General features: G+C 39.6%; 17 protein-coding genes. 10 read left to right on the top strand and 7 right to left on the bottom strand.

The genetic code is table 11. The features are described from left to right. Positions 1–7: 7 nt before the first annotated feature. The 3 genes from ABD009_RS03665 to ABD009_RS03655 all read right to left on the bottom strand — a co-directional run bounded on the left by ABD009_RS03665 (position 8) and on the right by ABD009_RS03655 (position 2,153). Entirely contained in the window at positions 8–715 is a 708-nt protein-coding gene (locus ABD009_RS03665; RefSeq protein WP_343822771.1) for a spondin domain-containing protein, read from the bottom strand. Positions 716–726: 11 nt separating this feature from the next. Beyond that, positions 727–1,428 (bottom strand): spondin domain-containing protein, encoded by a 702-nt coding sequence (locus tag ABD009_RS03660; protein ID WP_343822769.1) that lies wholly within the window; start codon positions 1,426–1,428, stop codon positions 727–729. Between the two features lie 110 nt (positions 1,429–1,538). After that, on the bottom strand, positions 1,539–2,153 hold the full coding sequence (locus ABD009_RS03655) for a TetR/AcrR family transcriptional regulator (protein ID WP_343822767.1): 615 nt from the start codon (positions 2,151–2,153) through the stop codon (positions 1,539–1,541). Positions 2,154–2,292: 139 nt separating this feature from the next. Between ABD009_RS03655 and ABD009_RS03650 the strand changes: the two genes are divergently transcribed. The 3 genes from ABD009_RS03650 (at position 2,293) to ABD009_RS03640 (ending at position 7,578) form a co-directional block, all read left to right on the top strand. Then, positions 2,293–3,345, top strand: coding sequence for an MBL fold metallo-hydrolase (locus ABD009_RS03650; protein WP_343822765.1), 1,053 nt, complete (start codon positions 2,293–2,295; stop codon positions 3,343–3,345). A 104-nt stretch (positions 3,346–3,449) separates the two neighbouring features. Next, positions 3,450–4,535, top strand: coding sequence for an efflux RND transporter periplasmic adaptor subunit (locus tag ABD009_RS03645; protein WP_343822763.1), 1,086 nt, complete (start codon positions 3,450–3,452; stop codon positions 4,533–4,535). Position 4,536: 1 nt separating this feature from the next. Then, a complete protein-coding gene (locus ABD009_RS03640) occupies positions 4,537–7,578 on the top strand; it encodes an efflux RND transporter permease subunit (protein WP_343822761.1) in 3,042 nt (1,013 codons plus the stop codon). Positions 7,579–7,766: 188 nt separating this feature from the next. On the opposite strand, the gene ABD009_RS03635 is transcribed toward ABD009_RS03640, so the two are convergent. From ABD009_RS03635 to ABD009_RS03620, 4 genes are all read right to left on the bottom strand, one after another. Beyond that, complete coding sequence (locus tag ABD009_RS03635; RefSeq protein ID WP_343822759.1) at positions 7,767–8,822, bottom strand: hypothetical protein; 1,056 nt, start codon at positions 8,820–8,822, stop codon at positions 7,767–7,769. A gap of 25 nt (positions 8,823–8,847) precedes the next feature. Beyond that, positions 8,848–10,323: a S10 family peptidase gene (locus ABD009_RS03630; protein WP_425543062.1), complete on the bottom strand. Its 1,476-nt coding sequence runs from the start codon at positions 10,321–10,323 to the stop codon at positions 8,848–8,850. 257 nt (positions 10,324–10,580) lie between these two features. Then, a complete protein-coding gene (locus tag ABD009_RS03625) occupies positions 10,581–11,450 on the bottom strand; it encodes a helix-turn-helix transcriptional regulator (protein ID WP_343822755.1) in 870 nt (289 codons plus the stop codon). Between the two features lie 140 nt (positions 11,451–11,590). Then, positions 11,591–13,453 carry a tetratricopeptide repeat-containing diguanylate cyclase gene (locus ABD009_RS03620; RefSeq protein ID WP_343822753.1) on the bottom strand — a complete coding sequence of 621 codons (1,863 nt, stop codon included), beginning with the start codon at positions 13,451–13,453 and terminating at the stop codon, positions 11,591–11,593. Between the two features lie 194 nt (positions 13,454–13,647). Between ABD009_RS03620 and ligA the strand changes: the two genes are divergently transcribed. The 7 genes from ligA (at position 13,648) to fliG (ending at position 23,388) form a co-directional block, all read left to right on the top strand. Continuing rightward, positions 13,648–15,684: an NAD-dependent DNA ligase LigA gene (ligA, locus tag ABD009_RS03615; protein WP_343822751.1), complete on the top strand. Its 2,037-nt coding sequence runs from the start codon at positions 13,648–13,650 to the stop codon at positions 15,682–15,684. A 134-nt stretch (positions 15,685–15,818) separates the two neighbouring features. Then, positions 15,819–17,312, top strand: coding sequence for a sigma-54 interaction domain-containing protein (locus ABD009_RS03610; protein ID WP_343822749.1), 1,494 nt, complete (start codon positions 15,819–15,821; stop codon positions 17,310–17,312). 129 nt (positions 17,313–17,441) lie between these two features. Then, a complete protein-coding gene (locus tag ABD009_RS03605; RefSeq protein ID WP_343822747.1) occupies positions 17,442–18,653 on the top strand; it encodes a sensor histidine kinase in 1,212 nt (403 codons plus the stop codon). Then, positions 18,650–19,999: a sigma-54-dependent transcriptional regulator gene (locus ABD009_RS03600; RefSeq protein WP_343822745.1), complete on the top strand. Its 1,350-nt coding sequence runs from the start codon at positions 18,650–18,652 to the stop codon at positions 19,997–19,999. The genes ABD009_RS03605 and ABD009_RS03600 overlap by 4 nt, the downstream gene beginning before the upstream one ends. A gap of 227 nt (positions 20,000–20,226) precedes the next feature. Continuing rightward, positions 20,227–20,580 (top strand): flagellar hook-basal body complex protein FliE, encoded by a 354-nt coding sequence (gene fliE, locus ABD009_RS03595; protein WP_155695412.1) that lies wholly within the window; start codon positions 20,227–20,229, stop codon positions 20,578–20,580. Between the two features lie 95 nt (positions 20,581–20,675). Beyond that, positions 20,676–22,340, top strand: a complete 1,665-nt coding sequence (gene fliF / locus ABD009_RS03590; protein ID WP_343823890.1) for a flagellar basal-body MS-ring/collar protein FliF — start codon at positions 20,676–20,678, stop codon at positions 22,338–22,340. Then, positions 22,333–23,388, top strand: coding sequence for a flagellar motor switch protein FliG (gene fliG / locus ABD009_RS03585; RefSeq protein WP_155695411.1), 1,056 nt, complete (start codon positions 22,333–22,335; stop codon positions 23,386–23,388). The genes fliF and fliG overlap by 8 nt, the downstream gene beginning before the upstream one ends. Positions 23,389–23,393: the final 5 nt, after the last annotated feature.

The following is a 23,393-nucleotide window of genomic DNA, read 5'->3' as shown; positions in this document are numbered from 1 at the left end:
CTCCTAGTTATTCTGTCCGAGTTATCGTGATTTTGGCCGTTGGCTGATCAAACTTATGCGCTTGAGTGAGCACCGAGGACATGAGTCCGTCGTCCATAGATACAACACCTCTGTGCATGCTTACCATGTCGGAGTCATCTCTTGCAGACTCGTATCCAGCGCCACCATCAGCTGGGCCAGGTATGGTTCCGGCCATCTCACTGTTGGCTTCTGTACCTGCGTCATAAACACCCGTCATTGCGCTCCAGCTATCACCCACCATTAAGTCGGAAAGCGAGATACTATTAAGACCGGTAAAGCCGTCATTTGTATTCACCAACATAGTAGCTAATGACAATAAAGACTCTGTATTGTCTTCTATGGATATAGAAACAGTTTCTGAAGCGCCTGGCATTAATATGCCACTACTAGCAGCTGAAACCGTTACGTTGCTCAATGCAAACAAATCGGCGTTGTCGCCAGACTCCGCAAGTTTCTCAAGTGCAACACTCGCTGGTTCACCAATTGACCATAGTGCACCATCGTTGTGTAGAACTACTGAAAGTGGTGAGAAAGGTTGGCTATAGGTTAAGTTTGTGACCGTTATGTCATAAGTAACCACTAAAGGTTCCGGCTCAATAATTGGCGCGACTTTGTCATCATCGCTGCAACCTGATAGGAAAGCTGCACTCAACGTTGACGCTAAAAGAGCGAGTTTTATTTTTGAATTGACCATACTGCTGCTCCTTAATTAACAGTGATTGTGACTTTTGCAACTGGGTTTAACCAACGATGAACAGTGCTATCAAGGTCTGACATACCAGCAGAAACGTCAGTGTCGCCTAAGTTACCTCGGTGCACGTGAACCATGCTGTTTTCTTCCATATCCGTCACGCCAACGGCACCAGTACCATTATTTCCAGATGGGTCAACTGGAATACCTAGAACGCCTGGCATGCCACCACCATTTATTATTTCATTATTGGCTTCTGTGCCAGCATCATAGCCGTTCAGATAAACAGTGTAAGTACCTGGTTCGTCGGGAATTGACCAACTGTCTAGACCAACAAAACCATCATTGGTAGGTAACAACATGGAGACAATTGAAAGGTGAACGTTGCCATCTGTGGTTGATAACATAGTTTCGGTAGATGCGCCTGGAGCTAAAAGACCGCCAGCCGGGTTTTCGCTTGAATCTGCATTGATTGTTGCTAACGTGTTAGAAAAGCCAGAAATATCGCCACCTTCGGCTACTTTTTGCAAATCTTCACTTGCTGCCATACCTAACTCATATAGGTGGGCATCAGAAGTATGTGCCGTAATAAGAAGTGGTGTGAAATATATGCCGTGTGTCAGGTTTGTTACTTTTATGTCTAACTCAGCAGCAGACAGTGGACTAGCTAAAAGTGCGAGACAAGAAGGGATGAGTACTTTGTTAATAACTTTCATTTTTTATCCTTATTAGTTTTGACCTAACAAGAATGAAATAAAGTTATCCCAAAAGTATCACGAACAAGTCACAATTTAATAAAGATTATAATAAAGCCGAATAGGGCCAATTATTTAGCCAAGTAACGACACATTATTAGCTGAACGGTTTCCTCTGCAAGTTCAATACACTGTTCATTGGTCAGCGGAGCGTTAAATCGTAAGATTTGTGGCCAAAAGGCTTGGCCTTTTATAAGCCCAATAATTTGCTCATTAGCTTTGATGGCATCCATACCAACAAACTTTCCATCCTTGTTTGCTTCTTTTAACCATCGAATTAGGGCGGTTTCTTGTTCAAAAAACTGTCGCATATCTGCTCTAAAACTGTCAGTACTAAAAAGTGTGTGACTAATTGCAACTCTAACAAGCTCAAAGAAATTCTCATTCTGACTAAATGCAATTTCGTTTAAGACGAGTTCTAAAAACTGTTCTTTCAAAGGCTTATTTGGTGAGTAATTTACATTGTAGGCAACAAGAGTTTTAGACCAAATGTCTTTGATTATATGAGTAACGAGTACCTCTTTACTATCAAAGTGATTGTAAACCGTTCGCTTAGAAACATTGGCCGTTTCAGCAATTTTATCCATGCTGGTATCAGCAACACCATATAGCTGAAACGCTTTTAAAGCGCCAGTTAATATAGCTTCTCGTTTTATTTCACTGCGGGTCTTTTTTAACTCAGTCATATCAATCTCTCAGAAAAGTTATGATTATTTTACACCGATCAGTTTACTTTACAAATTTTCTATTTAAACTATACCGTGTAGTTTACTTTTTTTGTGGTTGGCAATGAATAAGAAAATAGCGCTGATAGGGGCACTGATAATGGCGAGTACAATTTTTAGCGCTTGTTCAAATTTATCTTCAAATGAACAGGCAAAAACAAAATTCGAAAATACCGATATTAAATATCAAAACTCATGGTCAAAAGTTTGGTCAATCGCAAAAGCCTATTGGCGTGATAATCGCACAGATGCAACGCCTAAGGCTGATATTCCTGTATTGCCATTATCCATATCCGATTTAAACAAAACCACTGAAGATATCGCTGTTCGATTAGGTCACTCTACCGTCTTATTAAAAATTGATGGCGATTTTATTTTACTAGATCCGGTTTTTAGCGAACGTGTTTTTGCTGTGCAGTGGTTGGGCCCGAAACGTTTTCATCAGTCGCCAATTAGCATAAAAGAACTGCCTCCAATTAAAGCCGTTATTATCAGCCACGATCACTATGATCATTTAGATAAAAATGCGATTCAGGCGCTAGCGGAAAAAACGGAGCGCTTTGTTACGCCACTAAATGTTGGTAAACACCTTAAAGACTGGGGCATTGACGCAAATAAAGTAACTGAACTGAATTGGTGGGAAACCACCACGATTGATCAAATTAAATTAACAGCTACGCCATCACAGCACTTTTCTGGGCGAGGCCTGTTTGATAGAGATGAAACTCTTTGGGCTAGCTGGGTAATTCAAGGCTGGGATAGTAATATTTTTTTCACCGGAGACTCTGGTTACTTTGCAGGTTTCAAGGAAATTGGTGAAAAGTACGGACCATTCGACCTAACCCTTGTGGAAACAGGTGCCTACAATGATTTGTGGGCAGGTATACACATGTTGCCGGAGCAAAGCTTACAAACACATATAGACCTTAAAGGTAAGGCGATGATGCCAGTGCATAACGGAACGTTTGATTTGTCTTTACACAATTGGTTTGAACCACTTGAGATGATAACCAATTTAGCCATCGAAAATGATGTCAGGTTAATAACACCAAAGTTTGGTGAAGTAGTTAGCATAAAACAACCTCTACCAAGTGAAAAGTGGTGGACGCTAAATGGAACTAAAGCAGAGGTGGTTTTTAGTGAATTAGAATAATCTGAAGAAATGACAGAATTTACAAATTTAAGCGAATAATAAAACTAAATAAAAATCTCATCAGCGACTAATATTTATAGCTGGTCACCATTGTTGGAATAATTATGTTTAAAAATAAATCGGTATTTGGTTCAAATCAGCCAATACTCGCAATCGCCCTAGTTACAACTGCACTGATAAGCGGCTGCTCAGAAGCACCAAAAGAAGAAGTGAAAAAAGAAGTAGCCCAAGCTGTTAAACTTGTAGCCGTATCAGACTCTCCCGATTCTACTATTCATACCTTTCCAGCTGAGGTTTCAGCAGTAAAAACAATAGATGTTAGTTTTGAAGTAAAAGGCCGATTACAAGATACAAACTTATTAACGGGTACTTTAGTGGAAAAAGGCGATGTACTCGCAAAAATAGATCCAACTCCATTTAACCAGTTAGTGCAGGAAGCTAAGGCTAGATTAACGCAAGCAAAACGTAATTTAGACCGAGTGTCATCAACCTATGAGAAGCAACTGGCTTCACAAAGCGAAATGGATAGTGCCAAAACGAACTATGAACTGGCAGAAATTGCGCTACAAAGAGCCGAGCAAGACTTAAGTTATACAACGCTTGTTTCTCCATTTGATGCACAAATATCTGAGCGCTTAGTCGATAACAATAGTTATGTTACGGCTGGTCAGATTATAGCTCGAGTGCAAGACGTATCGCGCTTCTATTTTAATATAAATGTCCCTGAGCGAATTGTTAGTCGTTACAAGTCAGGAACGCCTATCACGGCAAGCGCCTTTATTATTAGTTCACCTGAGCGTCAATATGAGCTTGAATATGTTGAACATGACACTCAACCAGATCCAACAACACAAACGTATAAAGTGGTATTTGCAGCCAGCGTAAAAGATGAAAACTTAACGCCAGGAGCGAGAGCTGTAGTTGAAGTCACTATTGGTTCGCAAAGTTATGGAGAAGGTGTACTAATACCGTTTACGTCATTAGTTGGCAGTGAAGACACAGGTTTTCATGTTTGGCGTTTTAATGATGCTTCTGGGAAAGTTGAAAGTGTTAATGTTTCAGTCCTTCATATTGAGAAGTCATATGCATTAGTAACTGGCGAATTGTTAAAAGGCGAAAAAGTTGTTGCTGCAGGCGCTAACAAAATGCGTACAGGACTAGTTGTAAAGCCATATAGAACGGAGCGTTAAAATGGATATTGCACGTTATTCCATTAACAACCCTGTTAATGTATGGCTATTTGTTATTGTAATGCTGATTGGTGGTTTGTTTGGTTTGGAAAACATCGGCCGACTAGAAGACCCAGCGTTTACCATAAAGCAAGTGCAGGTAGTAACTCAATATTCAGGCGCTGGTGCACAAAAAGTTGAGCGTGAAATTACAGAGCCGTTAGAAATTGCTATTCAGCAGATGTCTCAACTTTATAGGTTAAACTCTATTTCTAAACCCGGTGTTTCAGAAATTACCGTTGAAGTACGTCCTCAAATTGACTCAGACAAGTTGCCACAGGTTTGGGATGAGCTGAGAAAAAGATTGAGGGACGCAGGCAAAAATCTTCCTGCCGGAGCTCAACAACCCGCTGTATATGATGACTTTGGTGACGTATACGGTATGTATTACGCTTTAACGGCACCTGATTTTACACCTCAAGAACTTAGAGAGTTTGCTCGCATAATACGTAGAGAACTGCTGGTTACGGAAGGCGTAGCAAAGGTTCAAGTTACCGGAGTACAACAAGAGCAGCTTGTTGCGTATATTAATCCCTATCAAATTTCCGGCTTGGGTATTTCATTTCCCGATTTAACAAACTTGTTAGCAGAAAACTTGAAGCCATTTAATGGCGGAAGAGTCCAGGTCGATGGTCGAAAAGTTCGTCTAGTCATTGAAAATGCGGCTGACCGAATTGAAGAGATCTATAACTTAACGTTAGTTGTTCCTGGCACTACGCGTTCTATAAAAATTAGAGACATTGCGGAGCTAAAATTTGAGCCGGTTGATATTCAACAAGTGTTAGTTCGTTATCAAGGTGAGGAGGCAATTACTCTTGCGGTGTCAGCTCTTAATGACGTTAATATTGTTAACGTTGGTAATAATGTAAACGCAAAGGTTAATGAGTTACTGACCAAATTACCAGCTGGTATAACGCTAGCACCAATTTATGATCAAGCAGCCTTGGTTGATCAGTCTGTTCAAGGGTTTATCGACAATCTTATTCTTTCTGTTGCTGTTGTAACACTAACTCTGTGTATTTTTATGGGCTGGAGAAGCGGTTTAGTAGTAGGTTCTGTTTTGTTGATTACCGTTATGGGAACCGTATTGATAATGTGGTTAATGGGGCTGCAACTTCAGCGTATTTCCCTAGGGGCTATGGTAATAGCAATGGGGATGTTAGTGGACAATGCTATTGTTGTTGCCGAAGGCATGATGTTGCGAATGCGTCAGGGTAAGTCGGCTCGTGAAGCGGCTAGTTTTATCGTAAAAAGAACACAGTGGCCTCTGTTAGGTGCAACTGTGATAGGTATTGCAGCCTTCTCTGGCATTGGTTTATCAGATGATGCAACGGGCGAATTCCTGTTTTCATTGTTCGCAGTTGTGCTTATTTCACTAATGCTGAGCTGGATACTAGCAACCACAGTTGTCCCACTGTTTGGAAAGTATTTTTATCAAGTTGGCGATCAACCAGAAGAAGGTGAAGAGCATAATGCGTTTTATCGAGGTTATTTAGCCTTATTACAGTTTGCGTTGAAGTTTAGATGGATAACAATGGCTGTATTGTTTGGTATTACCATTGTTGCTTACGGCAGCTTTGGGTTAGTAAAACAAGGCTTTTTCCCGCCATCAAACGCTCCGCTATTTTTAGTTCATTACTGGGGAGCGCAAGGACAAGACATACGCTCTACAACGGATGAAGTCATTAGAGCAGAAAAAGTCATTCTTGCTCAAGAAGAGGTTGCCGCTGTAACGAGTTATGTTGGTCAAGGTGCCGATAGGTTTACGCTGACGTATGCACCACAGCAGCCCAATGAAAGTTATGGTTTTTTCTTAGTTAAGACACACTCTCGAGATGAAATTCCTGCGGTTATTGAAAAACTTAGTGCCCAACTACCTCAATTAGATTTGAGTGCAGACTATTACACAGAACGTATGCAATTTGGCCCTGGCGGTGGTGCGAAGTTGGCTGCTAGATTCTCAGGTCCGGATACAGAGGTGCTTCGCCAGCTTGCCGCTCAAGCTGAAACTATAATGCTTGAAGATGACAGCATAAGAGACGTTCGACATAACTGGCGTGGCAAAGGTCTAGCACTAAATACCCATTACGATGCATTTAGCGCAGGTATTGCTGGGGTCTCAAGAACGGACTTTAGTCAGTCTATTCAATATGCGAGCAATGGTTTAGTACTTGGTAACCTTGTTGATGGTGACTATACCTATTCAATTAAAGCTAAGATGGCTACATCGGCTGCTTCAGAAATCGAAGCTTTAGAAAACAACCAAGTTTGGAGCAGTGCGGAACGTAAATATATTCCTTTCCAACAAATTTCTAAAGGTGTTGAGCTTGTAAATGAAGAAACGCAAATTCACCGTCGAAATAGAGTAAGAACAATCACTGTATATGGTGAACCTGGATTTAATGAAACGGCAGGTAAGGCGTTCTCAAGGTTGCAGCCAAAAATTGAAGGTATGACGTTACCTGATGGTTATAAACTTGAGTGGGGTGGGGAATATGAATCCTCAGCTGACGCTCAAAAGGCTCTAGGCGGCGGATTGCCTCTTGGTTTCTTGGTAATGTTTTTAATCTCAGTATTGTTATTTGGTAAGGTTAGGCAACCTTTGATTATCTGGTTGACGGTTCCGATGGCTGTTGTGGGTGTTGTAACCGGGTTATTGTCAACGGATATGCCATTTGGGTTTATGTCGTTGCTTGGGTTCTTGAGCTTATTTGGAATGCTAATTAAGAATGCCATTGTTTTAATTGAAGAAATCGACCTTCAAATTGAAGAGGGAAGAGCGAAGCGCATTGCTATTATTACGGCGAGTACCAGTCGTTTAAGGCCTGTGGCACTAGCTGCGATTACTACGATATTAGGAATGGCGCCATTACTGTCCGACCCGTTTTTTGCTGACATGTCAGTCACCATTATGGGAGGTTTGGCATTCGCGACTATTCTAACGCTGGTGGCAGTACCAGTCATGTATAGCATGTTCTATAGCGTAAGTTATCGTAAGCAGTAACATAACCTTTAGTACAAGAAATATGCAAAGTCTATCTAAAGTACTAATCAAAGCAATAGTTTAGGCACTTAAAATGAAAAGCCAGAGTAGCTAAAGTTACTCTGGCTTTTTTATATTTAATACTTAATAGTTTAAGAAGCTGGCTTTCTGAAAGGTGATAATGACTAAGCAACTAAGCAAGCTTAGCTCTAAATGTTAGTGATTTTTATAACAGTATCGTCTGCCCCAACACCAACGCAAAACGAGGAATGGCATGCTAACGCCCAAATATTGAGATCTGATATAACCTGCCATTTTGCTTCACCTTTGTGCAGTAAAGCCACTCCTTGAGGGTTTGATACTAAAATAGAATCATTAATCAGCGCTGAGCCATAAATGGCACCTAATAACGGGAGCTTTGGTAATGGTTGCCAATTATTTGATGTTAAATTGTATTTATAACCAACAGCATGACCTTCTTTTTCTTTTAAACTTCCGCCAAATGCATAAACATTACTGTCTTTTAACTGCACCGAAAAAACTCCAGCTGCTTCACCACCTTTAAATGGTGTGGTGATACTTTGCCAGTCGCGATTGTGTTTCTTTAATAACAGACGAGGGTTTTCGGTATTACCCGTACCTACAATGATATCGCCATCACTATTTGAGTTGATGCAGGTACCACTTGATGCAAATCCACCCTCATTTAAGTTTGCTTTAAAGGGCAGTGTTTCTTTTTTCCAACCACTGGCGTTTTGCTCGGCAGAAAAAACAGTGAGCATGCCATCTTTTGAATCACCATAAAGCCAAGTTTCTCCTTTGGCATTTGTGATGCAATCATAAAAGTCAGACTCTTGTTTGCCGATTAGATTCAGTTTCCAGTCTTTCCCTTGGTTTAAGGATGTATAAACCCGAGACTGATCTTTAACACCTGCCGACATAAGAACTATTTTATCCTGATCAATTAATATGTCTCGATATTGTAGTTTGTCGTGTTTGCCTGGCGAATTTACTTGTTGCCATGATTCACCAGCATTGTCAGATTTGTAGACAGAAGAGTTAGTGCCACTAACATATATTGTTTTACCATCAGCAATATCAACAGCTTGAAAGCGATTACCAGAAGATATTTTTGAAACTTCAATCGTTGGTATCGAAGGCTCGGTAATATTTGAATTTAATAAATCAGATTCTGATGCGTAAACAACAGAGTTAGCAATTGCTAACCCTGTCGAAAAAATAGCGATACTGCATTTTTTCTTCATTTTGTAATTAACCCGTACGTCAATTTTAGTATTTAGCGGGAGTCGCTGTGTTAGGTAAGCTGGCTTTTATAAAGTCCCTAATATCTTGGTTAGATTGTTTTAAATCTTCTTTTCTTAGGTACATCATGTGGCCGCTTCGATAGCCTTTAAATGACAGTCTGTCTTTCATTTTTCCACTTTGATCTATTTGCCACATAGAGTACTTAGCATCAAAATAATTAGTTGCGCCGTCATAATATCCCGCTTGAACCATCACATTTAAATAAGGGTTTTGCGCCATAGCTAATCGTAAGCTTTTGCCCGTATTATTATTGCTTCTATCCCACGGATGAACGCTACCAAACATGTTGTATTTAAGGTCAGTCTTATAACCCAATTCTTCACGTAAATAATAGTTAATGGCCGGAGTGAAGCTGTGTAACCAAGAAGTTAACTCAGCGTAATAGTCAGGACGACTACCAGCATCTTGCTCGTCTATACCTAAATAACGAGAGTCCAATCGGCCAAGCGTCTTGCTTTCATCTCGCAAAAGGTCTTTCCAAAAGAAAGACGTGCTGATATCCAAATTGTTTTGCAATACCGTTTTTACTGGGAGGCCTGAATAATACGAAACCTTCCTAGCAATGCTTTCCTTATGCTGCTGAACAATAAAACCACCTTGAGCCAAAGCTGGAATATATTCATTGATAGTAAATTTCTCAGCTTCATTCAGAACATTTATTAAATCTTTGTTTTGTAATTCAGGGTTAAGTTTATTGTGATACCAAGCTGCGGCTGCAAAGTATGGAAGGCGGTTAGCTGACTTAACTGGCCCATCACGTTTAATACCCATGTCGGTTGGCGATACTAGAATAACGCCATTTAAATACATCCATTGATTGTTTTGTAACTCATGTGAAAGACCTGCAACGCGAGTTGTGCCGTAGCTTTCACCGATAAGATACTTTGGAGAACGCCAGCGATTATTGCGAGTGACAAATGTTGAAATCCAATCTGCTAGGTATTTTATATCTGCGTTTACGCCAAAAAATTGTGATTTCTGCTTGTCTCTGCTTGGCATTTTGCCGTCTTTATCTGGCAATACTCTTGAATAACCCGTATTAACTGGATTTACAAAAACGATGTCGGCAACATCTAAAATTGAATATGGGTTTGTTTTGGTTCCGTAAGGTTGTAAAGGGTAACCTTCATCATCAACATTTAGTATTTTAGGCCCAGTGTAAGCCATATGCATCCATACTGATGCTGAACCAGGCCCACCGTTAAATGAAATTACCAATGGACGTGTTTCGTTGCTCTTTAGGTCAGAGCGCTGATAATAAGTATAAAATAAAGTTGCAGTAGGTTGACCATCTTTATCCCAAACTGGTTGATTGCCAATGGTGGCAGTATATTTTATTTTTTTACCTTTTATTTTGGTCGTAAATTCTTGTGTTGTGCTTTCATCCACTTTAGGAGAAATTTTGTTGATTTGGGGGGCGGCGGCTAAACCAATACTCATGGTAAACAATAAAGTTAAAATGAGGGTGCCTGAGCGATTTATAGTGTTAGAGATCATGCTTTTTCCCAATAATTACATTCAAATCCAATATATGTTAATTAGTTTTTTGTTTCACTACAAAGGGGTCAATAAACAAATAAAAAGGATAGTTGAATACAAATGTTTGAGTCTCAAAATAACTTAAAAATCATCAAGTTCAAAACAATGTTGGTATAACGGAAGCAAATATTAATTTAAAAGCAAAAACACCAAGGGTATTAGTCAAATACCCAGGCCTTAATAGCGTCAAGGTTTCGGATTACAATTTGTTGGGCTTTAGGGTCCGCATTAATCGTGTGAATTTCAATATTTAGTGAGCGTAAAAGGTAAGCTATTAGACTCGCTCTTATCGTAATTTCAAGCGTCCCATTATTCATACCGTAGTCACATTCAATAACTTCTTTTTGTTCGTCGGTTAAACGAGGGTCTGCCACTATGATGACAGTAATCATTTCATTCCAGCTGGTATCTTGTTGCTCAGTAAAATTACTTTTTGACTCTTCGAGCTCTGGAGTATTAAAAAAACGAGTCAATACAAAGTCTCTATAAGCCTGATTCTTTTCGCAGTAGGCCCTTACATGCCAACGATTAGCAGCAAAAACCAAAGAGTGAGGAGCTATAACACGGCCGTCTGGTTTTGGATCATTAATCGAACGGTAATCGACTTCCAAACGAAGGTTGTTATGACATGCTTTGATAATTGGTCTTAATATCTCAGCGCCAATTGCTCTATTTGGCAGAGGGATTTGGTGGCAATGACCAAAACCGAGATCTAGGCGTTCAAAATGTAAGTTTAAATCGTTGTTTCTTTCTAGCAGGTGTAAATACTCTTCAGCTGTTCCTTGAGTTAAAACGGGCTTAAAGTTTGTTGTTGGCAAATAACCTTTTTGTGATGAGTCATACATTAAGTTTTCAGGAGCGATTTCTTCTAGGTATTTTTTTATATCTTTAGAAGCTTGCTGACGACGAATGCCAAAATAATCACACAGGTGTTTGGTTGTTAAACGTCCTTCCCACAAAGCGACTATTTCAATTAATCTTAATCGAAGTAATAAGTCGTAGCGATATGGCCAATCTGCCTGGGTCATGTTTAATCCTTTAAAATGTTTCCAATCTGGGTAGTTTAAAGGCTTTGTTTTAGCATGTATATGTATAACAGCGAGCTTCAAGGTAACGTGCAATCAATGGATACACGTTACTTAAAAGGGAAAGTTTGAAGTAACGTGTTTTAGAATATGGCTTTGTTTCGGCCAGACTCTTTTGCTTGGTATAAATTTGTATCAGCGCGGTTAATTGTTTTGTTCACCGTTGTGTCTTTTTTGTCGACTTGGGCAGCGCCTAAGCTAAAGGTGATTTTTAAGTCTACAGGCAAGCTATCAACCTCAATAGAGCTTAGGTTTTTAGTAATTCGTTCAAAAATTATGCTCACATCTTCTACTGGAGTATTAGTCAAAACCAATAACCATTCTTCTCCACCATAACGACCAAATTGATCCTGACTTCTAATTGAACTGCTTATAGCGGTTGAAAATGCTTTTAATACTTCATCGCCAACATCGTGCCCATAGTTATCATTTATAGATTTGAAAAAGTCTAAATCGATAATAGCAACGGTTAAAGGAGTACGGTTACGTTTTGATAATTGATATTGACGTTCAGCAAACTCTAAAATAGCTCTACGGTTTGGTGCTCCGGTTAAGTGGTCCTTTAACGCCATCTCTTGGAAGTGATTTCTGTTTACAAGAATACGTTGTAATAAATAGCCAATGAGGACCATGATCAACACAGCAAATGCCATTGCCATTCGCCAAATTGTACTTTCTTTTTGTTTTTGTTTTAAACGAAGCTCTTGCAGCTCATTTTCTTGCTGAAGAATTCGGTTATCATTTGCCTTTTTGTCTAAATCAAATTTAACTAATAGCTCTTGGATATCATTGTTAGCGTCATTTTTGTATATATCATTATAGCTTTTTGTAACCTCTACTTGGGTTTCATAAGCCGCTTTGTAATCTTTATTTAATGCGTAAAGTTTTGCATTCATACGTTGATAGGGTGCTTGCCAATATTCATCTTTGTATTCGTCAATAATGGGCTTCAGAACTAACAACTCCTGGTTTGCTTCATTACTCTGTTCTAATTCTATGAGGCAATTTATTTTACCTAAAGATACGTTAATGATGTTGGTTTTATCATTATTATCTTTGAAAAATACTGATGCTTGCTGATAATACAACAGCGCTTTTTCGTAATTATTTTGTTCCTCAAAAACTTGGCCTAACGATTTGTTTGTCCAGGCAATCCCGGCTATATCATCAAGTTCTTGATTTAATTTTAATGTGCTCGCTAGGTTTTGTTGTGCTTTTTCATAGTCCTGCTTAGCAATATAGTTTTGAGCTAGGTTATATAGAAGAATCGACTCACCGTGTTTATCGCCAAACTTGCGCATTACTTTTAATGCTTCAGAAAGGTACTCAATAGCAATATCAGGTTCCTTTTCTTCACTGAATATATTGGCCAAAGAGTTTAATGTTTCTGAAAGGCCAATCTCATCGCCCATTTCTTTGTAAAGTTTTCTAGCATTTTCAAGATGTTTTAAGGCACTTTCATTATTGCGAATAGTATAAAGGGCAATTCCTAACCCGCTATTTAAGTCAGCAACTGCTTTTTCATTTTCAATTAACAAAATATTTTCTTCAATATTGTTAACTAAATCCATTATTGGTTTGTTTTGTGTTGTATTGATCGTAATTTGGACAAGTTGTAGGCGAGCTCTCGACTCTAATAAATGAGCGGCCGTAGTTCTAGGCATGTAGAGATCAACTATCTTTTGTGCAGATTGAATTTGTTCTAAAGAAATGAGGATTTCAGCTTTGTATACCTGTGAGCGAATTTCCGAATGACGCCAATCGTTAGATTCAGCTAGCAAAATAAGCGTTTCCAAAGCCTCTAACTTTTTATTAGGCGACAAAGCATAGTCTACCTTCAGAGCTATTAACTCTTTTTTAAACTCGACTTCGTTTGTTGCTTCGGCAAAAAGTGCAAAACTAGGCAAAGATAGCAACAAAACTAAAAATACAATTAAAACCCGCATAAGTTACAAATATAATCCCAAATAAGATGAATGTTTAGTCATAAAATAACGCGATAAAATGACATAAAAATAGAAAAAAATCACTACATTTCCTAAGTTAAAACAGGTTTGTATATGCTTAATGTTAATTTAGTTTAAATTTTTCGCAAATTACCTTTAAAATAAAAACAATTTTTAAGTTATTTGGCGTAAATATGTCTATCCAAAGTGAAATAGAAGTAAAAATAAAGGCACTTGTAAACCAACTACAAGAATATAACCATCAATATTATGTTTTGGATAATCCTACCGTGCCAGATGCGGAGTACGATCGCATTTTTCGTGAGTTGCAAAGGTTAGAAAGAGAAAATCCGGAATCAAAACTTCCTGATTCACCAACCCAAAAAGTGGGTGGTGAGGCTCTGGATAAATTCCAACAAGTTACTCACGAAGTACCTATGCTATCGCTAGATAATGCAATGGTAGAAGAAGAATTTGTCGCTTTTAATAAAAGAATAAATGAACGTTTAAAGTCTGATGAAGAATTGGAATTTTGCTGTGAGCCTAAGTTAGATGGTTTGGCGGTCAGTTTACTTTATGTGGACGGCGTTTTAATTCAAGCTGCAACGAGGGGTGATGGTTCCGTCGGTGAAAATATCACTGCTAATGTAAGAACCATAAAATCGATTCCTCTTCGTTTAACAGGTAAGAACATACCTCAGCGAGTTGAAGTAAGAGGTGAAGTGTTTTTATGGTTAGACGGATTTAATGCGTACAACGATAAAGCACGTGCAGAAAACACAAAACCTATGGTTAACCCTCGAAATGGTGCCGCCGGTAGCTTAAGACAGTTAGACTCTAAAATTACAGCATCAAGACCTTTGGGTTTTTATGCATATAGCCTAGGTGTCGTTAGCGACGAGATTACGCTACCAAACTCACATTACGACCGTTTAAAACTCGTTAATAGCTGGGGATTACCTTTGTGTCCAGAGGTAAAAGTTGTAAATGGTGTTTCAGGCGTACTTGAATTTTATTCTCAAATCCAAGAAAAGCGCGCAGAACTTAACTACGAAATCGACGGCACGGTTTTAAAAGTGAATGACATTGATTCCCAGCTTCAGTTAGGTTTTGTTGCTCGAGCGCCTCGATGGGCCATTGCGTATAAATTTCCAGCGCAAGAAGAGTTAACAGTATTAAGAGATGTTGAATTTCAAGTTGGAAGAACCGGTGCTATAACGCCAGTAGCTAAACTGGAGCCGGTTTTTGTTGGTGGTGTTACCGTTTCGAATGCAACACTTCACAACGTTGAAGAAATTGAACGACTAGGTATAAAAATAGGCGACACGGTAATTATCCGACGAGCAGGTGACGTTATTCCACAAATTGCTGGTGTCGTTGTTGATAGGCGTCCTGATACTGCTCGCGATATTGAATTCCCTCAAGAGTGCCCAGTGTGTCAATCGCATGTTGAAAAACCAGAAGGCGAGGCTGTTACTCGATGTACTGGAGGGCTTGTTTGCGGCGCACAACGAAAACAAGCCATTAAACACTTTGCGTCAAGAAAAGCGCTAGATGTTGACGGGTTAGGTGACAAAATTGTGGACCAACTGGTTGATGCAGATATGATCCATTCGCCAGCAGACTTGTTTAACGTAACAGAAGAACAACTTGTAAGCTTAGAAAGAATGGGGCCAAAATCGGCGTTAAATCTTATTCAAGCATTACAAGAAGCAAAATCCACAACCTTACCTAAATTTATTTATTCACTAGGAATAAGGGAAGTGGGCGAAGCTACCGCAGCTAATTTAGCGGCACATTTTTTAACGTTAGAAAATATCGAAAATGCGGATATTGAAGCGTTAATAGAAGTAAGCGACGTAGGAAACATTGTTGCTCAACATGTGCATGCCTTTTTCCGAGAGAGTCACAATTTAGAAGTGATAGAAAAGCTGATAAACGCAGGCGTTAGCTGGCCTGTTATCGAAAAGAAATCAGCAGATGAACAACCTTTAGTTGGCTTAACCTATGTAATAACGGGATCTTTGAACGTTGTTAGCCGAAACGACGCTAAGTCATTATTAATTGGTTTAGGCGCAAAGGTAGCAGGTAGTGTTTCCGCAAAAACTGACTTTTTAATAGCGGGTGAAAAAGCAGGCTCTAAATTAACTAAAGCGCAAGACCTTGAAGTACCGGTTTTAGACGAAGACGGTTTGTTAGCGCTATTAACTAAACACAACGTGAGTTACTAAAAGCCAAGCCTCTATTCGTCAATATTTAGTCAAACAAGCATTTTCGTCAATTTATTGTCGGAAGTGCTTGCAACTAAGGTGATCGAAGTTACAATCAATACTATAAAATCAATAAGATAGTATTTGAACAAACCATGGTTAAAGACAGTATCACTCCGGCACAAGTTGGCTTAGGTAAAATCCTTATTTTGGACGAAAATCAGAATAGGGCCCAACTCATTGCCAATTTATTTGGCTTTATTGGTGAGCGTTGCGAAGTGGTGTCTGAATCAACTTTAGCCGAAGCTTGTGACCCAGAAGAAAGTGTTATGGCCTGCGTATTAGGAGCCTTGTCGTCTGGCCAACATGAAACCATTGTTGCCTCGCAGCCTGCGGTTCCTTTTTTAGTTTTAGGTGAAACCCTAAAATACTTATTTGATAAAAAGAATGTCATTGGCTTACTAAGTGAGCCACTTTCCTACCCTGTGGTTACCCAACAAATTAGAGATTGCCAAGAATATAAGCGTTTGATCCCTAAGCGAAACGCCTCTACAGATGGCTCATTATTTGACGGCCTTATAGGTCAGACAAATGCAATGCAAACAATTCGTTTTTTGATTAAGCAAGTTGCTGAAAAAGAAGCAAACGTACTTATATTAGGTGACTCTGGTACGGGTAAAGAAGTCATCGCTCGTAATGTTCACCTATTGTCAAACAGAGCAAAAGGCCCATTTGTACCAGTGAACTGTGGTGCAATTCCTGCTGAGCTTTTAGAAAGTGAGCTGTTTGGTCATGAAAAGGGTGCGTTCACAGGAGCAATATCTTCACGAAAAGGCCGATTTGAACTAGCCCAAGGCGGAACACTATTTTTAGATGAAATTGGTGATATGCCCCTGCAAATGCAGGTGAAACTGTTACGAGTTATTCAAGAGCGAACTTATGAACGTGTTGGTGGAAGTAAAGCAATAAAAGCCGATGTGAGAATTATTGCGGCGACACACAGAAATCTTGAAACCATGATTGAAGAAAATCGCTTTAGAGAAGATTTATATTATCGACTCAATGTTTTCCCTATCGAGTCACCGTCTTTAAAAGACCGAAGAGACGATTTGGAAGTCCTTATTCAAGAGTTTATTACTCGATTTGAAAAACAGCACAGTGCGCGCTTTAATTTGACGGATAGAGCTCTGGAGTCATTAAAACAACATGGGTGGCCAGGTAACGTGCGAGAACTTGGTAATTTAGTTGAGCGATTGCTTATCATGTTCCCAAATCAAATGGTTGATGTACATGATCTTCCGCAGCGCTATTGCTATACAGATGAAGCGCCATTTGTTCCTGAATATCCAGATGAAATTTTAGAGCGCCAAGCACTTAATGATATTTTTGCGTTTAACGACGAAGAAGAAGCAGACGATGACGATGATTTTGTGATGTCTGCAACTTCAGTAGCTGACCCTACAACGGTTATGCTTCCAGAAGAGGGCATTGATTTAAAAGAGTATCTAGCGGAATTAGAAGTAAACTTAATAGAGCAAGCTTTACAAAGTTGTGATTACGTTGTTTCGCGCGCGGCAGAGCAGTTATCTCTTCGTAGAACAACCCTTGTTGAGAAGATGCGTAAGTACGATTTAAATAAAGATGATTAATCATTGTCAAAAAAATGATGTTGTAGAAAATAGTTAAAATAATAACCTAACTCATTGTTAATTAAGGGTTTAAAAGTTGGCATAATAGTTGTTTGTATCAAGGTGTATTAACACTTGTGAGGCAGTATTATGTCAGCCAGATTATCAACTCCAATTACAGAGCAGCGCGTTATTGATGCAAACATTAAACTTGCATCATTCACGTCTAAATTTCGAAGCTTTGCTGAGCCAGAAGCGGCCAATTCTCCTAGCTTATCCTCGGTTGATAAAAATCATCGCCTTTCAAGTGAACAAATTGAAGAAATTCGTCAACAAAATGATGACCTCAGTCATTTAGTAGATATTCTGCCAAATGGCGTAGTGGTACTTGATAATAAAGGTATGGTACGTCAGGCAAATAAATTCGCAATTTCTCTTTTAGGTGAACCACTTGAAGGTGAAAAGTGGCGAACTGTTATTGCTCGTTCTTTCAAACCACGTGAAGATGATGGTCACGAAGTATCACTTGTGAATGGTCGTCGCGTTAAATTAGAAATCATGCCGCTTAAGTCTGGTCAGCTAATTGTTATGACGGACTTAACAGAAACAAGGCAACTTCAAGAAAGAATAAGTCACTTACAGCGCGTCTCTGCGCTGGGTCGAATGGTTGCAAGTTTAGCGCACCAAATTAGAACGCCTTTATCAGCAGCTATGTTGTACTCAGCAAATCTGGCCAATGGCCGTTTAAAACCTGAGCAACGTGGAAGCTTTGTCAAAAAACTGTCATCCCGTTTGTCAGACTTAGAAAAGCAAGTTAACGACATGTTGATGTTTGCCAAAAGTGGTGAAAATCAAGTTTTAGAACAAGTATCGCTTCAGCAATTACTAACCAGTGTTCACCAGAGTTCAGACGCTATGGTTAACCCTACTGGTGTTATGACAGTTGAGTTGCCTGAACCAGACATTCTTTTATTAGCTAATAAAACGAGTTTGGCGAGCGCTATTACTAATTTAGTCCACAATGCAGTTCAGGTTATTGGCGAAGGCGTTCAGATACACTTAGCAGCGCGCAGAGTTAACGATAAACCTAATCAGGTTTGTATATCAGTAGAGGACAACGGTCCTGGAATTAAAAAATCACTTATTGATAAGATTTTCGAACCTTTTTATACCACTCGCTCACAAGGCACAGGTCTTGGCTTATCAGTGGTGAAAACCGTAGCACAAGCCCATCAAGGAACTGTTTCTGTAACGAACAAGTCATCTGGGGGCGCGGTATTTTCAATTTACTTACCAATTAAGTTAGCACCACAAAATGAAGCCCAAACATTAGATATAGAACGTCAGGAGGTTATCGCATGAACCAGTCACAAATACTTGTTGTAGAAGACGATTCAGGTTTACGAGAGGCTCTAGTAGATACGCTTTCTATTGCTGGATACTCTGTTGTAGAAGCTGATTCAGCAGAAACAGCGTTAGTTAAACTTAAAGAAACAGTGATAGATCTTATTGTTTCTGATGTTCAAATGGGCGGTTTATCAGGCTTAGATTTATTAAAGTCGGTTAAAAAGCTGTATCCAAATACACCATTCTTGTTAATGACCGCTTATGCAAAAATTGACCATGCCGTAGAAGCAATGAAATATGGCGCCATTGATTATATGGCTAAACCATTTGCACCAGAAGTGCTGTTAAATATGGTGGGCCGATATGCTCCGGTTAAACAAACTGACAGGCATGATCCTGTTGTAGCGGATAAGAAAAGTATTGAGTTGTTAAAGTTAGCTGCAAAAGTTGCCAAGTCAGACGCCTCAGTCATGATCACGGGACCTAGTGGTTCTGGTAAAGAAGTGATGGCTCGTTATATTCACGACCAATCATCTCGTGCAGAGCATGATTTTATCGCGATCAACTGCGCTGCTATTCCGGACAACATGCTTGAAGCAACTTTATTTGGTTATGAAAAAGGTGCATTTACCGGTGCGATTCAAGCCTGCCCTGGTAAGTTTGAACAAGCTCAGCACGGTACTATTTTGCTCGATGAAATAACGGAAATGGATTTAAACCTGCAGGCTAAATTGCTGCGTGTTTTGCAAGAACGTGAAGTAGAGCGTTTAGGTAGTCGTAAAACCGTTAAATTAGATGTTCGAGTATTAGCAACATCAAACCGAGATCTAGTTGCAGCGGTAAGAGAAGGTAAGTTTAGAGAAGATTTATTTTATCGTTTAAACGTATTTCCAATTAAATGGTTGCCGTTAAGCGCAAGGAAAGATGACTTACAACCAATAGCTGAACATCTGCTTAGCCGTTATTGCATTGAAACGGGTAGAGAAATCCCGGTAATAGGCGCTGGCGCTCTTCATAAATTAATGTTGCATAATTGGCCTGGTAACGTGCGCGAATTAGATAACGTTATTCAGCGCGCATTAATATTATGCTCAGGCAATACAATAGATTCAGAACATATTTTGGTTGAAGAGTTTGCTGTCGATAATATTGCAGCGGATATTCAAGCGAGTCATCATATAGATGACAGTGGCGATTTTAAAATGGAAATTCGTGACCAAGAAAATCGTATTATTTTGGACGCACTGCAAGCCTGTCATGGCAAACGTAAAGATGTTGCCGAGAAATTAGGAATAAGCCCAAGAACGCTGAGATATAAGCTAGCAAAAATGCGTGAACAAGGTATTGAAGTTCCTGCATAACGAGTTGTTTAAAACGGCCTGTTAATACGTAATCCTGATTGTATTAACAGGCCTTTTCTTTTTTATTCCAGCCCAATTACACCCTCTGTCAATTCTCTGTCACGTTAATACTCAAAGTTCAACTCCATAGGCCCGATGTAAGTTGTTGATAAATAAAATAAATAAACTGGCATTATTCCTGCTTTATACTGTTTAGTATAGAATTGCTCCTGAAAGAGGACAGAATAATGAACATTCAAGCTAATAACTTATATGCGGAATTACAAAGCATGGCGTCGCAGGCGTCTGGTCAAACAATTCGCCCAAACAATGACATTAGTCCTTTTAACCAAGTTCAAAAGGTAAATAACCCTTCTTCAGCAAACTTTGGTGAACTTCTTGAGCAAGCAGTAAACAATGTGAATGAATTGCAACAAACATCAGGCGATTTAAAAACACGTTTGGAAATGGGTGACCGTTCAGTATCACTAGCTGAGACCATGATAGCATCTCAGAAAGCCGGCATCGCTTTTGAAGCAACCGTACAGGTTAGAAATAAACTGGTTGATGCATATAAAACAATCATGAGCATGCCTGTTTAGGCTCACTTCAGCAGTTAAATAAGAATTAAGGGTTTAACGTGGCAGACGAACTAACTACTCAAATGACAAATCCAGGACAAGATGTCTCTAATGACATGGTGTCGCTAAATGGCGACATGGATAATGTTGAAGAGCAAAAATCAGGTTTTTTAAGTGCAGCTTCTAGTGCTGACCTATTGCGTCAAGGCGCACTGATACTGGCTCTTGTAATTTGTATCGCAATTACTATTTTTATCTTCATGTGGTCCCGCGAACCAGAGTTACGTCCACTTGGTCAGTTTGACACAGAACAGTTAATTGAAACCTTAGACTACTTAGATGCTCAAAAAGTTGACTATACACTTGAGCAAAATACCATTTTAGTACCAGCCGATGCTTATCAAAACATTAAGTTGTCTCTGGCTCGCGGCGGTTTATCTAATGCTCCATCGGAAGGTTCTGACATTTTAATGCAAGACACAGGTTTTGGTGTTAGTCAGCGTATGGAGACGGAGCGTTTAAAGCATAGCCGTGAACAACAATTAGCAAGAACGATTGAAGAGTTAAATTCAATCAGCCGTGCAAGAGTGCTGTTGGCCATTCCAAAAGAAAACATATTTGCTCGCCATACTAAACAACCGTCTGCAACCGTGGTTTTAACTTTACAACGTGGTCGCATGTTAAAAACAGAAGAAATCGATAGCGTAGTAGATATTGTAGCCTCTGCCGTTCAAGGCTTGGCAACTTCAAGAGTGACGGTAACAGACCAAAACGGTCGCTTACTTAACTCTGGTTCACAAAACTCACTTTCTGCATTGTCTCGTAAACAGTTTGAAATAGAACAAAAGCGTGAAGACGAGTATTTACAAAAAATTAACTCAATACTGTCGCCAGTAATTGGTATGGAAAATTACACTGCACAAGTAGATGTAACTATGGACTTTACTCAAGTTCAAGAAACACAAAAGACCTATAACCCAGACTTGCCTGCAATTAGAAGTGAATTGTTAATTGAAGAAAATCAAACGGGTAATGGCCCAGTAGGAATACCAGGTGCATTATCAAACCAACCTCCTTTAGAGTCAGATATCCCAGAAGAGGCGGGTAATGCAAGAACTCGTGGCACAACGGGTCGCTCTCACAAAGAACAAACACGCAATTACGAGCTTGACCAAACGATAAGCCACAAACAAAATCAAACTGGCGTTGTTCGTCGCCTGAGCGTTTCGGTTGCAGTGGACTACATAACAACACCAGGTGAAGATGGCACTATTCAAAAAACACCTCGTTCACAACAAGCGTTGGTTAATCTACGTAGACTATTACAAGGTGGAATCGGTTTTGACATGAACCGCGGCGATACACTTGAAGTCGTTACGATACCGTTTAACAAAGTTGATGTGTTGTCTGCGCAAGATAAACCAATTTATGAGCAAGAATGGTTTCAGCCGATGATCAAAACGGTAGCTGCAATGATTGTTATCGTCGTACTGATTATATTCTTGGTTCGCCCATTACTGAATAAGCTTATTAGCCCTGAAGATACTACCGATAAATATGAAGAAGAAGCGCTTGGTGGTGTAGACTTAGGTGATGAAGCATTGGACATGCTAAATACAGAATTTGATGAAAAAGACATAGGCTTTGCTGCCGACGGTACTCTACAATTACCAGACTTACATGGTGATGAAGACCTGTTAAAAGCAGTAAGAGCGTTAGTTGCGAATGAACCTGAGTTGTCATCGCAAGTAGTTAAAGGGTGGTTACTAGAAGATGAATGATGTCGTAGCAGCAGAAAACACACAAGTCGCAGCGAAGCCAGCCTTTGATGTTGAAAAACTAGAAGGTGTAGAGAAAGCAGCGATTTTATTATTGAGCTTGTCTGAAGAAGACGCCGCACAAATCCTTAAACACCTTGAGCCGAAGCAGGTGCAAAAGGTGGGCATTGCAATGGCGCAACTAGATGACTTAAGCCAAGACAAAATATCAGCGGTTCACAGTTTGTTCATTGAGCAAATTCAAGACTACAGTACGATTGGTTTCCAATCTGAAGACTTTATTAAGAAGGCGTTGACCGCTGCACTTGGTGAAGATAAGGCTGCAACACTCTTAGACCAAATAATTCTTGGTGGTGGCGCTAAAGGTTTAGATTCACTTAAATGGATGGACTCTAAACAAGTAGCGAACATTATAAGAAATGAGCATCCACAAATACAAACTATCGTACTTGCGTATTTAGCGCCTGATCAATCGGCGGAAATCCTAGGTCAATTTTCTGACAAGGTTCGTATCGACTTAACGATGCGTATTGCTAACTTAGAAGAAGTTCAACCAGCAGCACTTCAAGAGTTGAACGAGATCATGGAGAAACAGTTTGCTGGTCAAGCTGGTGCACAAGCAGCGAAAATGGGCGGCTTAAAAGCAGCGGCAGAAATTATGAACTTCTTAGATACCAACATAGAAGGTCAATTAATGGATGCTATGCGTGAACATGACGAAGAAATGGCGCAACAAATTCAAGACCTTATGTTTGTATTTGACAACTTAATTGATGTTGAAGATCGTGCAATTCAGGCAATTCTGAGAGAAGTTCAACAAGATTCATTAATGAAAGCCGTTAAAGGCGCTGATGACGCATTAAAAGAGAAAATCCTTAAAAACATGTCGAAGCGTGCAGCAGATATGATGGCTGATGACTTAGAAGCCATGCCACCAATTCGAGTGTCTGAAGTAGAGACTGCTCAGAAAGAAATCTTGGCTATTGCTCGTCGATTAGCTGATGCCGGTGAAATCATGTTAGGCGGCGGTGGTGGTGAAGACTTCTTGTAAGTCTT

Source organism: Psychrosphaera haliotis, assembly GCF_039523615.1.
GTDB classification, from domain to species: domain Bacteria; phylum Pseudomonadota; class Gammaproteobacteria; order Enterobacterales; family Alteromonadaceae; genus Psychrosphaera; species Psychrosphaera haliotis.
Note: the sequence above shows the minus strand (reverse complement) of the source record. Positions and strands in the feature narration are given on the sequence as shown.